Annotated in this window: 13 protein-coding genes; all 13 read left to right on the forward strand. The window is 39.5% G+C overall.

Annotated elements, in window-relative coordinates; translation table 11 throughout:
* The first annotated feature begins 16 nt into the window (after positions 1-16).
* The 13 genes from mraZ (at position 17) to I5J82_RS05330 (ending at position 15,586) form a co-directional block, all read left to right on the forward strand.
* A complete protein-coding gene (mraZ, locus tag I5J82_RS05270; RefSeq protein WP_144700935.1) occupies positions 17-448 on the forward strand; it encodes a division/cell wall cluster transcriptional repressor MraZ in 432 nt (143 codons plus the stop codon).
* 31 nt (positions 449-479) lie between these two features.
* Positions 480-1,412 carry a 16S rRNA (cytosine(1402)-N(4))-methyltransferase RsmH gene (rsmH, locus tag I5J82_RS05275; RefSeq protein ID WP_198766961.1) on the forward strand — a complete coding sequence of 311 codons (933 nt, stop codon included), beginning with the start codon at positions 480-482 and terminating at the stop codon, positions 1,410-1,412.
* A gap of 14 nt (positions 1,413-1,426) precedes the next feature.
* Positions 1,427-1,786 carry a cell division protein FtsL gene (gene ftsL / locus I5J82_RS05280; protein WP_144700931.1) on the forward strand — a complete coding sequence of 120 codons (360 nt, stop codon included), beginning with the start codon at positions 1,427-1,429 and terminating at the stop codon, positions 1,784-1,786.
* Positions 1,787-1,801: 15 nt separating this feature from the next.
* Entirely contained in the window at positions 1,802-4,024 is a 2,223-nt protein-coding gene (locus I5J82_RS05285; RefSeq protein ID WP_198766962.1) for a penicillin-binding protein, read from the forward strand.
* 63 nt (positions 4,025-4,087) lie between these two features.
* Positions 4,088-6,022, forward strand: coding sequence for a stage V sporulation protein D (locus I5J82_RS05290; RefSeq protein WP_198766963.1), 1,935 nt, complete (start codon positions 4,088-4,090; stop codon positions 6,020-6,022).
* Between the two features lie 224 nt (positions 6,023-6,246).
* Positions 6,247-7,713, forward strand: a complete 1,467-nt coding sequence (locus tag I5J82_RS05295) for a UDP-N-acetylmuramoyl-L-alanyl-D-glutamate--2,6-diaminopimelate ligase (RefSeq protein WP_198766964.1) — start codon at positions 6,247-6,249, stop codon at positions 7,711-7,713.
* The gene (locus I5J82_RS05300) at positions 7,710-9,092 is read left to right on the forward strand and encodes a UDP-N-acetylmuramoyl-tripeptide--D-alanyl-D-alanine ligase (protein WP_198766965.1); all 1,383 of its coding nucleotides are present in this window, start codon (positions 7,710-7,712) and stop codon (positions 9,090-9,092) included. Before I5J82_RS05295 ends, I5J82_RS05300 begins: the two co-directional genes overlap by 4 nt.
* Positions 9,089-10,063 (forward strand): phospho-N-acetylmuramoyl-pentapeptide-transferase, encoded by a 975-nt coding sequence (gene mraY / locus I5J82_RS05305; protein WP_198766966.1) that lies wholly within the window; start codon positions 9,089-9,091, stop codon positions 10,061-10,063. Before I5J82_RS05300 ends, mraY begins: the two co-directional genes overlap by 4 nt.
* Positions 10,064-11,416 (forward strand): UDP-N-acetylmuramoyl-L-alanine--D-glutamate ligase, encoded by a 1,353-nt coding sequence (gene murD, locus I5J82_RS05310; protein WP_198766967.1) that lies wholly within the window; start codon positions 10,064-10,066, stop codon positions 11,414-11,416.
* A 69-nt stretch (positions 11,417-11,485) separates the two neighbouring features.
* Positions 11,486-12,553: a stage V sporulation protein E gene (gene spoVE / locus I5J82_RS05315; protein ID WP_408610409.1), complete on the forward strand. Its 1,068-nt coding sequence runs from the start codon at positions 11,486-11,488 to the stop codon at positions 12,551-12,553.
* A gap of 438 nt (positions 12,554-12,991) precedes the next feature.
* Entirely contained in the window at positions 12,992-13,903 is a 912-nt protein-coding gene (gene murB, locus I5J82_RS05320) for a UDP-N-acetylmuramate dehydrogenase (protein ID WP_198766969.1), read from the forward strand.
* A 227-nt stretch (positions 13,904-14,130) separates the two neighbouring features.
* Positions 14,131-14,904, forward strand: a complete 774-nt coding sequence (locus I5J82_RS05325) for a cell division protein FtsQ/DivIB (RefSeq protein ID WP_198766970.1) — start codon at positions 14,131-14,133, stop codon at positions 14,902-14,904.
* Positions 14,891-15,586 carry a DUF881 domain-containing protein gene (locus I5J82_RS05330; protein ID WP_198766971.1) on the forward strand — a complete coding sequence of 232 codons (696 nt, stop codon included), beginning with the start codon at positions 14,891-14,893 and terminating at the stop codon, positions 15,584-15,586. The genes I5J82_RS05325 and I5J82_RS05330 overlap by 14 nt, the downstream gene beginning before the upstream one ends.
* Positions 15,587-15,591: the final 5 nt, after the last annotated feature.

Below are 15,591 nucleotides of genomic sequence, written 5' to 3' on the forward strand. Positions count from 1 at the left end.
AAAGTGGGGTGATCATATGTTCATGGGAGAGTATCAGCACAGCATCGACGAAAAAGGACGTATGATCATCCCCTCCAAATTTCGTGAAGAACTAGGCACAGAGTTTATTTTAACTCGCGGGTTGGATCAATGTGTATTCGGATATCCTTTAAATGAGTGGAAAGTCATCGAAGATAAACTGAAGAGTTTGCCGTTCACTAAAAAGGACGCACGTGCATTTACTCGTTTTTTCTTTTCTGGAGCTGCTGAATGTCAGCTAGATAAACAGGGAAGAGTGAACATTGCATCTCCGCTCAGAGACTATGCAAAACTAGAAAAGGATTGCGTAGTGATAGGTGTGTCGAATAGAATTGAAATTTGGAGTAAATCAATTTGGGAAGAATACTTCTCAAAATCAGAAGACTCATTTGGAGAAATTGCAGAAAGTCTGATGGACTTTGATTTATAACCTTTAAGTTTATTGCAGAGAGGAATTTTCCATGTTTGACCATATAACCGTTTTAAAACAAGAATCAGTAGATGCTTTACACGTGAGACCAGATGGAATTTATGTTGATTGTACGTTAGGTGGCGCAGGTCATAGTGCACTTATTCTGTCTCAATTAGAAACTGGCCATCTATATGCATTTGATCAAGATGACATAGCTATTGAAAACGCCCGTCAGGTACTAAAGGAACATGAAGGAAAGTATACGATTATTCGCAGCAATTTCCGTCATCTTAAAGAAGAGCTTTCTAAACGTGGCATACATAAAGTGGATGGCATCCTTTTTGATTTAGGTGTATCATCTCCGCAACTAGATGAAGCGGATAGAGGGTTTAGCTATCAGCATGACGCTGAACTTGATATGCGAATGGATCAATCAAGTGATCTTACAGCTAAAGAAGTTGTGAATGAATGGACGTTCAATGAGTTGATGAAGATCATCTCAAGATATGGCGAAGAAAAATTCGCTAAACAGATCGCTAGAAAGATTGAAGCGGCCCGTGAGAAAAAAGAAATTCAAACAACTGGCGAACTTGTCGAAATAATAAAGGATGCTATACCTGCTCCTGCAAGAAGAACAGGCGGCCATCCTGCAAAACGGACATTCCAAGCCATTCGTATCGCTGTAAATGATGAATTGAACGCTTTTGAAGATGCCCTGCAAGATTCCATTGAACTATTGGCAGTCGGTGGTAGGATTGCGGTTATCACATTTCATTCTTTAGAAGATCGTGCGTGTAAAAATATACTAAAAAAAGCAAGCACAGGTCCGGAACTCCCTCCAGGACTGCCGGTTATACCAGAAGAATACAAACCAGAATTAAAACTCATTACGAGAAAACCAATCGTACCTACAGACAATGAGCTTGAAGAAAACAGAAGATCACGCTCAGCGAAATTGAGGGTCGCGGAAAAACAAAAATAGAGAGGAGAGCTAAAGTGAGCAATTTAGCCTATCAAGTTCAAAAACAACAAGTACAGTTACAGCCAGAAAGAAACCCGAAACCGGTACAGCAACCATCCCGAAAAATATTTACAAAAGGTGAAGTCGTATTGTGGGGAGCTATGGGGGTCGTCTTAATTGCCGGATTGATTTGGCTCATTTCTCTATACGCGTCTGTTTATCAGGCAACTGCTGAAGTTGAGAGTATTCAAAAAGACCTTACTGCTGAAACAAAGATCGTTGAAGATTACCACCTTCAAGTAACAGAACTAAGCAATCCAGAACGCATCATGAAGTTGGCAAAGGAACAAGGATTCATCTTTGACGATAAGAACGTAAAAGTGGTTCAGGACTAAAAAGCAGGTGTTGTTATGAAATTAAAAAGAAAAAACGTTGGAGCAGGTATTCTGATGGTTGTGTTTACCGTGCTCTTTTTTGTATTAACGAGTAAATTCTTTCTCGTGGCTTCTTCTCAATCAGCAGAAGGGGTAGACCTAATAGAATACGGTAAAAGAAAATGGTTGAAGAGTGATGTTTTAGACGCGAAGCGAGGCACGATGTTTGATCGGAACGGAGAAGTAATAGCCCAAGATATTCCATCCTACAGCGTGATAGCCATTCTTGATAAAAAGTATCCAAACCATATAAAAGACCCAGAGAAAGCTGCAGAAAAACTTTCAAAAGTATTAGATTCTGACAAAGAAGACCTAGAAGAACTTTTGAGTAAAGAAGGCAGGTTTCAAGTAGAGATTCCTTCTGGAAGAAAAGTCTCATATCGAAAAAAAGAACAGATTGAAAAGATGAAGATTCCTGGCGTTGATTTTTTGAGAGAATCTAGACGATATTATCCTAACCAGAGCTTTGCGGCTCATGTATTAGGGTACACAGGAAATGGTGAACAAGGTGTTCAGACCGGACTGATGGGCCTTGAAAAATCGCTAGACAAGTATTTGAAAGAAAAGGATGGCAAGATCTCATTTGTCGGTGATGCGTTCAGTCGGGCAATTCCAGCAAATAAAGAATCAATCACACCACCAAAACATGGCCAAGATATCTATTTAACACTTGATGAAAAGATTCAGCTATATCTAGATGAAGCGGTGCAAGAAGCTGCTAAGAAATATAAACCAGAAAAGATAACCGGAATTGTTGCTGATCCGAAAACAGGAAGAATTCTCGCGATGAGTAATTCACCTAGTTTTAATCCGAACGATAAGGATATAAAAAACTATACGAACTTTGCTGTCTCTTATCCATTTGAACCTGGGTCTACAATGAAAATCTTTACTTTGGCAGCTGCCATTGAAGAAGGTAAATATAATGGTAATGAAGTGTTCCAATCTGGTTCGTATAAGCTTCCGAACATCGGAAGACCGATCTACGATCATAATAAAAGAGGATGGGGACCGATTACTTATAACGAAGGAGTTCAAAATTCTTCTAACGTTGCCTTCTCAAAACTTGTACGTGAAAAGCTAGGTTATGAGAAATATAGAAGTTATCTCTCAAAATTCGGTTTAGATCAAAAGACGAATATTGACCTGCCGAATGAAAAGAGCGGATCGATTCTTTATAACTATGAGATAGAGAAAGTAACGACTGCGTTCGGACAAGGAACAACGATCACGCCGATTCAACAGATTCAAGCCGCGACAGCTATTGCAAACGGCGGTAAGATGATGAAGCCATACGTGATCGACAAGATCATGGACCCAGAAACGAAGAAGACAGTGCTATCAAATGAGCCGAAAATAGCAGGTAAGCCGATTTCTGAAGAAACTTCGAAACAAGTTCGAGACATTTTAGAAACAGTAGTTACAGACGGAACGGGTAAACCCTATATGATTGACGGTTATAGTGTAGCTGGAAAGACTGGAACGGCACAGATTGTAGGAAAAGACGGAAAGTACATCTCTGGGTGGGGAGAAAACGTGTTCTCTTTCTTGGGAATGGCTCCTAAAGATGATCCTAAACTGTTAGTCTATGTAGCTGTTGAACGTCCTAAGGTAGAGTTTCCTGAGATGGGTTCTACACCTGTAGCTAACATTTTTACAAGTGTTATGAAAAGTGGGCTGCAATATTTAAACATTCAGCCCGAAGCCAAAGTGAATGATAAGTCCTCTAAAGTAAAGAAATCGTACGGTAAAGAATTACCAGATTACACCGGTCAGTCTGCCGAGAAGGCAAAAAGTGACTTAGAAAAACTTGGCATGCAAGTTTCCGTCATCGGTTCAGGGAATGATATAACTAACCAGGAACCTTATGAAGGTGCTTATGTGATGAAAGGTGAAAGAGTCATCTTGAGAACGTCTGGTGATGCAAAGATGCCTGATGTTAAAGACTGGTCTTACATGGATATATTAAGAATCAGTAAACTTCTTGGATTGAAAGAAACCATTACAGGAAGCGGATTTGCAGTAAAGCAAAGCATTAAACCTGGAAACCCAGTAAAAGAAGGAGATTTCTTTGTTGTTCAACTAGAACCTCCTAAAGTAACAGAATCAGAAACAGATTCTGAAGAAGAAGAGAACGTTGAAGAAACAGGATCTACAGAAGAACAGTCTCAAGATGAAGATTTGCCAGTAACAGACTAAATGTTCTAGGCGCTTGTGTACAAGCATATATTTGAAACGAGACATACAAGGGAGGTATTGTGTGTGCGAGTTTCGAATGTAACTGTACGCAGGCGCTTAATTTTTGTTCTTGTTTTTGGAATAGCTTTCTTTTTTGTCATTTCAGTTAGACTCGGATACGTTCAATTTGTGCTTGGAGATATGTTGACTGATCAAGCCCTTGATTCTTGGAGCAGAGACATTCCATTCGAACCTAAAAGAGGGAAGATTCTAGATCGTAATGACGTGGTACTCGCTACAAATATTAGTGCTCCGACCGTTTTTGTCGTTCCAAGACAAATCAAGGAACCTAATGAAACTGCTGAAAAGTTGGCTGCTTTGTTAAATATATCTAAAACAGAAGTATACCAAAGGCTCACTAAGAAAGCCTCTATCGTTAGAATTGATAATGGAGGACGAAAGATCAGTAATACGAAAGCAAAAGAAGTTGAAGCATTGAATCTACCTGGTGTTTTTGTTGCAGAAGATAGTAAGAGACATTACCCGTATGGATCTTATCTTTCTCATGTGTTAGGTTTTGCAGGAATTGACAGTCAAGGACTTACAGGTCTAGAACTGTATTATGATGAACAGCTAAATGGTGAAAAAGGTCATATATCCTTCTTCTCAGATGCAAGGGGACGAAGAATGCCATCGTTATCGGACAAGTATGAAAAACCGAAAGATGGATATGACCTAAGATTAACGACAGATTCACGCGTTCAAACGATTATCGAAAGAGAGCTCGATATCGCACAAGCCACTTATGACCCTGATGGGGCAATCGCTATAGCGATGAATCCGAATACTGGAGAAATTCTAGGTATGAGCTCACGACCAGATTTTGACCCAGAAGAGTACAAGCGTGTTTCACCAGAAGTCTACAATCGAAATCTACCAGTTTGGGCACAATATGAACCGGGTTCTACTTTCAAAATTATCACGCTTGCTGCTGCACTCGAAGAAGATAAAGTTGATCTAGATAAGGACCATTTTCACGATCCGGGATCAATCGAAGTTGCAGGGAGGAAGCTTAAATGCTGGAAAGCAGGAGGGCATGGCAGTCAAACCTTTTTAGAGGGAGTTCAAAACTCTTGCAACCCTGGGTTCGTAATCCTAGGTCAACGTTTAGGTAAAGATAAACTTTTTGAATATATTAAAGACTTTGGATTTGGAGAAAAGACAGGTGTTGATTTGGCTGGTGAAGGTAGAGGAATCTTATTCTCTTTAGATCGTGTTGGTCCGCTTGAACTTGCAACAACTGCTTTCGGACAAGGTGTTTCTGTTACTCCGATTCAACAAGTAGCTGCAGTGTCTGCGGCCGTAAACGGAGGTTATCTATACGAACCATATATAGCTAAAGAATTAGTTGACCCCATCACAGGAAAAGTAGTTAGTAAGCAGACACCAAAACTTAAAAGAAAAGTGATCTCTGAAAAAACGTCTAAGGAAGTAAGGCGAGCACTAGAAAGTGTTGTAGCTCAAGGTACGGGTAAGAATGCATTCGTTGATGGTTATCGGGTCGGAGGGAAAACGGGGACAGCTCAAAAGGCTGAAGGTGGCGTCTATTTAAAGAACAACCATATCGTCTCCTTTATTGGGATGGCTCCTGCTAATAACCCGGAGATCGTTGTGTACGTAGCAATAGATAATCCAAAAGAAACCCTTCAGTTTGGTGGAATTGTGGCAGCGCCAATCGTAGGTAATATTATAGAAGACAGTCTCTCTGCCATGGGTGTTAAAAAGCAAAAAGATCAGATAGAAAAAGAGAAAACATGGCTCGATGCTCCGGAAATAGTCGTTCCAGATCTAGTTGGAAAACAAACGAAAGAGTTAACGAATCTGTTGTATAATCTTAAAATAGAAACTTCCGGAAAAGGGAATTACATTGTACAGCAAGCTCCTAAAGCTGGCGTTAAGCTAGAAGCTGGCAAGACGATTCGTTTATTTTTGGGTGACAAAAAAGAAGTGGAAGATTAAAATAAAGAATGTACACATAGCCAAGCGCGGAATCTTGCTTGGCTTATTTTCTTTAAAGATGCATATAAAACGCTCTTTTATAGAATGATGGTACTTTTGGCGTACTTATATATAAGCCACATAAGATATCACAAAAAAAGACCCTTTCTATGAGCTGCAACATATGCGAACTACGCTTTTTTAAAATATATGCTTAACGATGATTAGAGGAGAGATCAGGATTAATGGAATTAAAAGAACTGCTTACATATTTAGTGAACTATGAAATGGATATCCAAGCCAATCCTGAAATTACCTCCATTGAAATGGATTCCAGGAAAGCTGGGGAAGGCTGTCTTTTTGTATGTATGGAAGGACTTCTGTTTGACGGACATGATTTTGCACAAACAGTTGCTAATAATGGTGCTGCTGCTATTTTAGCTGAGAAGGATATTGATGTTAACATTCCTGTTATTAAAGTGAAAAACACAAAAAAAGCTCTTGCGGTATTAGCGGATGCCTTTTATGGCCATCCTTCGCAAAAACTCCATTTGATTGGAATCACTGGTACGAATGGGAAGACGACAACGTCACATCTTATTGAAAAAGTTTTAAGAGATGCTGGGAAAAGTACTGGAATGATCGGCACGATCGAAATGAAAATAAAAGATCAGAGCTTTAAGGTAGCTAATACTACACCTGATTCATTATTTTTGCAGAATGCCTTTTATCAAATGACCGAAGAAAAAGTTGAGGCGGCTGTAATGGAAGTCTCTTCGCATGCTCTCGTTCAAGGAAGAGTATGGGGATGTGACTTTGATATCGCTGTTTTTACAAACCTGACACAAGATCATTTGGACTACCATAAAAATATGGAAGAATACCAGTATGCAAAGAGTCTTCTGTTTTCTCAAATGGGTAATACTTATAACAAATCAGATCGTAAAGTGGCTGTGCTTAATAGTGACGACCCAGCTTCAAAGATGTTTGAAAGGGTAACTTCCGCACAGGTTGTTTCTTATGGAATTGATACTGATAGCGACGTTCGTGCAACCAATATAACGATTGGAGCTCAAGGCACTACGTTTACTCTGCATACACCGATAGGTTCAAGAGATGTTACATTGAAGCTTATAGGAAAGTTTTCTGTTTATAATGTGCTCGCAGCAACAACGGCTTGTTTGTTATCTGGATTAGATCTGGATACAATTCTTACAAGTCTAAAGGATGTAAATGGAGTTTCTGGCAGATTCGAACCTGTAATAGCAGGTCAAGACTATACCGTTATCGTTGATTACGCTCACACGCCGGATAGTTTAGAGAACGTGTTACGAACCATTAAAGAATTCGCTACAGGAAAAGTAACGGCAATCGTTGGGTGTGGTGGTGACCGTGATAAGACGAAGCGGCCACTGATGGCAGGAATTGCTGCAAACTTAGCTGATCATGCCATCTTCACAAGTGATAATCCAAGAACAGAAGATCCTCTTCAAATCTTGAAAGATATGGAAGAGGGCGTGGATGAAGGGAATTATGTGACCATCCCTGACCGTAAAAAAGCCATTGAACATGCGGTCGAACAGGCTAGCGCAAACGATGTTATACTTATAGCCGGAAAAGGGCACGAAACATATCAAATCATTGGGAAAGACATACTCGAATTCGATGATAGAGTCGTTGCAAGGGAAGCAATTAAGGCGGTGAAAAAATGAAATTAGATTTTAAAGAACTGGTCTCATTAGCAGACCGTACGAGTGGGAAATATGAAAACCTTATATTAGAAGGTGTTTCAAAAGATACAAGACATAAAAGTGAGAATGCTCTTTATTTACCGATAGCTGGCGAGCGCTTTGATGGTCATGATTTTTTACTGAATGCCATTCAGCAAGGATGCACAGCTACGGTCTGGCAAGAAGGAAAAGATCTTCCAGACGGATTACCGGAGGATTTTCCTATTCTATACACAACAGACACTGTGACCTTTTTACAAGAAATATCGAAATATTATTTGAAAAAGGTTAATCCTGTTGTTGTAGCTGTAACGGGTAGTAACGGGAAAACAACGACAAAAGATATGATAGAAAGTGTTTCTTCTGAAAACTTTAAGACATTTAAAACGCAAGGGAATTACAACAATCACATTGGAATGCCCTTGACCATTCTAGCGATGGAAGAAAATACAGAAGTATTAATTCTAGAAATGGGTATGAGTGATTATGGTGAGATATCTCTTCTAAGTAAGATCGCAGAGCCAGATGTTGCTGTTATTACGAATATCGGTGAAAGTCATCTTGAACAATTAGGTAGTCGTGAAGGAATTGCTAAAGCGAAGCTTGAGATTGCAGATGGTTTAAAACAAGGCGGGTTGTTTATCATCGATGGAGATGAACCGCTTCTTTCACATGTAAAAGGTGAGAACGTGTTACAAGTAGGTTTCGGTGATTCAAATACACTAAAGTTATCTAACCTTAAGACAGATGTAAATGGCGTGACGTTTTCATTAGAAGAAGGCACAACTGTGTATCGCATACCAATGTTAGGCCGTCATAATATCAAAAATGCAGCATATGCCATTGCAGTAGGGCATTATTTGAATATAGAGGAAAATAAGATTCTTGAAGGACTTGAGAGCCTTAAAGTTACATCCATGCGTCTTGAAATGAAAAGCGGTAAGAAGGATACACTTCTTATCAACGACGCCTATAATGCGAGTCCAACTAGTATGATCGCAGCTTTAGATACACTTGCTGAACTGAAGGATTATTCTAACAAGGTAGCAGTTCTTGGAGATATGTATGAATTAGGCTCAAATGAGGAAGAGATGCATCGAAACATAGCTAACCATGTGGCTGACACGATTTCTCATGTGATATGTGTAGGGCAAAAAGGTGCTTGGATTGCAGATGAACTAAAGAAACAAAAACGCAAAGACCTTGAGGTTATTCAATGTCTGACAAAAGAAGAAGCGGAAGAACCAATTACTAAATTATTATCGAAAGACACTGCTATTCTTTTTAAAGCATCAAGAGGGATGGTACTAGAAACCCTTGTCTCGAAATTTGTAGAAGAAGAACAGGAGTCGAAAAAATGATTGAGCAAGTCTTATTATTTACATTAGTTGCATCCTTCTTAATCGCGGTATTAAGTTCGCCGTTTTTTATCCCGTTATTAAGAAGATTAAAATTTGGGCAGAGCATACGTGACGAAGGCCCAAAATCTCACCAAAAGAAGCAAGGAACACCTACTATGGGCGGGATTGTAATCGTCTTAGCCCTTGTCATCGCAACCTATGCAATGACTGCGAAGTTTTTTGCAGTTACTGCTGAAACCCATTTGCTTATCCTCGTTACTTTAGGATACGGACTTATTGGATTTTTAGATGATTTTATTAAAGTAGTAAAGAAACGAAATCTCGGCTTAACATCGAAACAAAAATTAATAGGTCAATTGATCATTGCGGCTCTTTTCTTCATTGGTTTAAGAGCGATTGATTTTTCAACGGAAATTTCGGTTCCTGGAACAGATTTTTCGTTTGATCTAGGATGGTTTTATCCAGTTTTAGTGGTATTCATGTTAATCGGTGCTTCAAACGCGGTTAACCTTACAGATGGTTTGGATGGATTGTTGGCAGGAACAGCGGCTATTGCCTTTGGTGCATTTGCAGTGTTATCTTCTACCATTCTCCAATTTGAAGCTGCTATTTTTTGTGTGGCTGTGGTTGGTGCTGTACTTGGCTTTTTAGTTTTTAATGCACACCCAGCGAAAGTTTTTATGGGAGACACAGGCTCACTCGCGCTAGGAGGCGCGATTAGTGCGGTTGCGATACTAACGAAGCTTGAGATCTTACTTGTTATTATTGGTGGAGTATTTGTAATCGAAACGCTTTCTGTCATGATACAAGTAGCTTCATTTAAATTAACTCGTAAACGTGTGTTTAAGATGAGTCCGCTTCATCATCATTATGAACTGTCAGGCTGGAGTGAATGGCGCATTGTTGTTACATTTTGGCTTGTAGGATTGGTATTTGCGGCATTAGGAATTTATTTAGAGGTGTGGGTATAGATGAAGGACACTACATTTTTTAAAGACAAGAAGATTTTAATCGTAGGATTAGCTAAGAGCGGTTTTGCTGGTGCAAAACTGCTTCATTCGTTCGGGGCACATTTAACGGTGAACGACAAAAGCCCTAGAGAAGGAAATGTGGAAGCGGAAAAACTTGAGGAGCTTGGGATTAAAGTAGTTTGTGGAGATCATCCGTTGACATTACTAGAACACGAGTTGGACTTCATCGTGAAAAATCCAGGAATTCCGTATCAGAACCCTTTGATCGCTGAAGCTGTTAAGCGAAACATTCCTGTTTATACAGAAGTGGAAATCGCAGGTATGATTTCAGACGCATCGATTATTGCGATTACAGGCTCAAATGGTAAGACAACTACGACTACCCTTATCGGTGATATGTTAAAAAACAGTGATAAGACACCAATTGTAGCTGGGAATATAGGCACTGTGTTCTCGGAGGTTGCTGCGGAGTCTACAGAGAAAGATATATTAGTAGCTGAACTTTCTAGCTTTCAGTTAATGGGAACAGAGCGATTTAAGCCACAGATTGCAGTTTTTCTGAACCTATTTGAAGCACATTTAGATTATCACGGTTCTCTTGATGAATACGGAAGAGCTAAAGCAAAGATCACTGAGAATCAAGATTTCTCTGATTATGTGATCTATAACGCCGATGATGAACGTGTATCCCATTTAATGAAGGATTCTAAAGCTCAACACATTCCTTTTTCTGTGACGAAAAAGTTTGAAAGCGGAGTTTATGTTGAAGAAGGTGCAATTTATTTTCAGGAGCAAAAAGTTATTGATCTGAATGAAATCGTATTACCAGGCAAACACAACCTTTCAAACATTATGGCAGCTGTAGCTGCATCGTTATTAGCAGGTGCAACTCTAAAACAAATACATCAAGTTCTAACTACGTTTCCTGGAGTTAAACACCGTTTGCAGTATGTGGGAGACTTTAACGGCCGGCGTTTTTACAACGACTCGAAAGCCACAAATATATTAGCAACGAATGCAGCGTTGTCTGCATTTGAACAACCAGTAGTCTTACTAGCTGGTGGACTTGATCGAGGGAATTCTTTCGATGATTTACTTCCGTCACTAAAAAATGTAAAAGCAATCGTTACTTTTGGTCAAACAGCAGATAAATTAGCTGAAACTGCGAAACAGGCAGGAATAGAAACGATAAAACGTGCTGATAATGTGGAAGATGCTGTCCCCCTTGCGTACAGTCTATCGGACGCAGAAGACGTTATCTTGTTATCCCCTGCATGTGCAAGCTGGGATCAATATAAGACTTTCGAACAAAGAGGGGACATGTTTATCAACTCTGTGCATAAACTTAAATAAGGTTTGTACAAATAAGAAGAGTTGAGGTGTTTCCCATTGCCTGCAACGAGATCAACCCCTGATATTATAATGATCATAGTTACGCTTATGTTGTTATCGATCGGCATAATAATGGTTTATAGCGCGAGTGCAGATTTAGGTCTATACAAGTTTGATGATGCGTTCTTTTTTGCCAAGCGACAATTGTTATTTGCCGGTGTTGGTATTGCAGCGATGTTTTTTATCATGAACATCAATTACATGACGTGGAGAGTCTGGTCAAAGATTCTTCTGATTATTTGTTTTGTATTATTAATCGCTGTTCTTATCCCAGGTATTGGTATGGTTCGAGGCGGTGCAAGAAGTTGGATTGGTGTAGGTGCTTTTTCTATACAGCCGTCTGAATTTATGAAACTAGCCATGATTACTTTCCTAGCTAAGTATTTATCAGAGCATCAAAAAAAGATCACTTCTCTTAAAAAAGGTTTAGTGCCTACTCTCGGATTAGTGATGATCGCTTTTGGAATGATCATGCTTCAACCAGATTTAGGAACTGGAGCTGTGATGGTAGGAACAAGTATCGTGATGGTTTTTGTTGCAGGTGCGCGTATCTCTCATTTTGTAGGAATGGCTTTAATCGGTCTTATCGGACTTGCGGGATTAATTATTTCTGCTCCTTATCGAATCAAGAGGATTACTTCTTTTCTCGATCCTTGGAGTGATCCTTTAGGAAGTGGATTTCAAATTATCCAATCTCTCTATTCACTCGGACCTGGTGGTTTACTTGGATTAGGTTTAGGGCAGAGTAGGCAAAAATTCGGTTACCTACCTGAGCCGCAAACGGATTTTATATTTGCGATCCTCTCAGAGGAGCTAGGTTTTATCGGTGCTGTTTTTGTATTAATCCTGTTTAGTCTTCTCTTATGGCGTGGAATCAGAATTGCTTTAGGAGCCCCAGATCTATTCGGTAGCTTTCTAGCGATAGGAATTATAGGGATGGTCGCAATACAGGTGATGATTAATATCGGAGTTGTAACAGGTTTGATGCCTGTAACTGGAATAACACTTCCATTTTTAAGTTATGGAGGATCTTCATTAACTCTGATGCTCGCGTCTATTGGAGTAATCCTCAATATTAGCCGGTATTCAAGGTATTAATACTTGAGTTTCAAAGGAAATTCTCTTATTCTAAACATAGCGATTTAAAGACGTTACCCTGTCAATTATGGCAGGGTAACTTCTTTTTCTGAAGTTATATTCAAAAGATTGTTGCTTATAAAATGTATTAAACCATCATTGAAAAGTTGATTGGAGTGCAAGGATGCGAGACTCCTGCGGGACAGGCGGGCAGGTGAGACACTTATACGAGAATCGTACGAATGTGGCTCACCGCCTGCCCCGCGGAAAGCGAGCATCCTGGAGCGGAAATCAACTACCTTCAAGAGCATCAAGTGGTTTTCTTTTAAAATAAGTAACAAAAAGAGTAATTCATTCGAATACTTCTTTGTCGATGTTTAAGGACAATGAAAACATGGAAAAGATTAACGCATAGCATATAAATAGAACGATGCGTACGAACGTAGGGGGTTTTTAATTATGTATAGCCAATTAGCTGAGAAATTAAAAAGTGAAGATCTAGGGACTGTCCTTGTAAATGAGCCATTAAAAAATCATACCACCTTAAAAATTGGAGGACCAGCTGATCTTTTTTATGAACCGAAAGATATTGAAAGTCTGAAAAAAGCATTAGGTTATATAAAAGAAGCGAACGCACCGATACGAGCAATCGGGAGAGGGTCTAACCTCCTTGTTGCAGATGGAGGAATCGAAGGGGTTGTCATCAAGGTAGGGGAGGGGATCAACCACCTTGAAAAAAATGATAACACCATAAGAGTTGGTGGGGGATATTCGCTTATTCCACTTGCCACTTTAATGTCACGTGAGGCTTATACGGGCCTTGAATTTGCTGCAGGTATTCCAGGATCAGTTGGCGGCGCTGTTTTCATGAATGCAGGAGCACATGGATCAGATATGTCAAAGATCGTTGAAAAAGCTTTGATTTTATTACCGGATGGTGAGCTTACTTGGCTTTCTAACGAAGAACTGAATTTCTCTTATCGTACTTCTGTCCTTCAAGAGACAGGTGGAATCTGTGTGGAAGTCATCCTCGTTTTGGATAAGGGCGATAAAGAAACCATCATGGCAGAGCTTAAGAAGAATAAAGATTATCGCAGAAACACTCAGCCATGGAACTATCCATGCTGTGGAAGTGTGTTCCGTAATCCGCTGCCTAATTATGCAGGACACCTCATTGAGACATCAGGGCTTAAAGGGACTCAAGTAGGTGGTGCACAAGTTTCTGAGATGCACGCTAATTTTATTGTGAATACTGGAGATGCAAAAGCAAAAGACGTGCTGGATCTTATCAGCTATATACAAAAAACAATTAAAGAAAAGCATGGTGTCGAGCTTCATACAGAAGTTGAGATCATTGGTAGAAATGATTAACAAAAAATTGGATAAATAGTGCTGAATTGCGGCTTATCCGTGCTATAATACAAAGAACAAGAAAAAATTAACTTTTGACGTTTCAAAACGAACCATACATTTCGTTATCTTCTGACAGTTGGACTGTTATCAGTACCTTTTGAAGACTTGGCGTCTATCTGCCAAGTTCTTTTATTTCTGTCAACCGTTAATGTTTCTTGTACTAACTTATAAAACGGAGGAAGAGGATGGACAAGGTAAAGGTTGTCAAGATTGAGGACCGAATTCCGAAGCTGAAAGAACATCGAAAACAAAAAGCAAATCGTCGTCTTATTTATTACTTGTCCTTTTTCTTCCTGTTATTGTTGGTCGTCGTTTATTTTCAATCTGATCTTAGTCATGTGAAGAAAATTACCGTCTCAGGCAACTATTTTGTAACCGACAATGAGATTCTCGAAAAAAGTAAAATTTCTACAAAGACAAAGTATTTAAATGTATCTGAGGATGAAATTATGGAGCGGCTCGAGCGTATCTCAGAGGTTAGTTCCGTTTCAATCCAAAAAAAATTTTTTAACCAAGTAGTCATCAAAGTGAGTGAATTTCAACGAGTCGGGTATTTCAGAAAAGAGAATGTATACTACCCGATGCTTCAGAACGGCAAGATGTTAGATCCCTTAAAGAAAAATGAGAGACCTGTAAATGCTCCTGTAATCGTCAGCTGGAAGGACCCAGAACAATTAGAGATGATGGCACAGGAACTGCAAAAGCTGCCTGAAGGGATCATTCATCGTATATCTGAGATCACACATACGCCTTCATCCAACAGCTCGAATCAACTAACGTTGTTTATGACGGATGGAAACAAAGTGGTTACAACGATCTCAAAGTTCTCAGAAAGGCTGACAGCTTATCCGTCTTTAGTAAGCGAGTTAAAGCCTGATGAAAAGGGCACGTTCTATTTAGGAATCAGCACACGTTTTGAACGATACAACCAAGTGGAGGAAAGTAATGAGCAAAATTAAAGGGACGCATCTTTTCCTATCTTTAATCCTTCTCGTTACTGGGTTCATATTATCTTTCTCCTATCAGAGAGCACAGATCGAAAAGCAAAATGTTGTGCAGAACAATGAATGGAAAAAAGAAGATTCATTGCGAAGCCAAATATTAAATCTTCAAAAAGCGAATAGAGAATTAGCAGGCGATCTTCAAAGTCTGCAGCAAAATGTTGAGAAGAAAGAAAATAAGCTGGCAGATCAAGAGGAGATATCTTCTAAACTAGTAGAAGATTTAAAAGAGCTCAGAATGGTAGTAGGAAACGTAAAAGTGAAAGGGGAGGGGGTAGAAGTTACTCTTCAAGACTCCTCCTATATACCGGAAGGGGAGAACCCTAACGATTATATCGTCCATGAAGAACATATAAGAAGTGTCATTGACGAACTTCACGTATCAGGCGCAGAAGCAATTGCGATAAACGGTCAAAGGATCTCTCATGATACGTATATCGCTTGTATCGGTCCTGTCGTTTCTGTGGATGGTAATCAATATCCTGCACCCTTTGTTATTACAGCAATCGGGAATTCCACAACCCTAGAGAAATCTTTGAATCTCTATATCGTCGATAAAATTGTCAATGACGGTGTAGAAGTAAGAGTGGAGCAAGAAAGCGCGATCGAGATGGAGCCATTTATTACAGAAGAGGGATGAGTTAG

Origin of the sequence: Fictibacillus halophilus, from assembly GCF_016401385.1 — a bacterium.
GTDB classification, from domain to species: domain Bacteria; phylum Bacillota; class Bacilli; order Bacillales; family Fictibacillaceae; genus Fictibacillus; species Fictibacillus halophilus.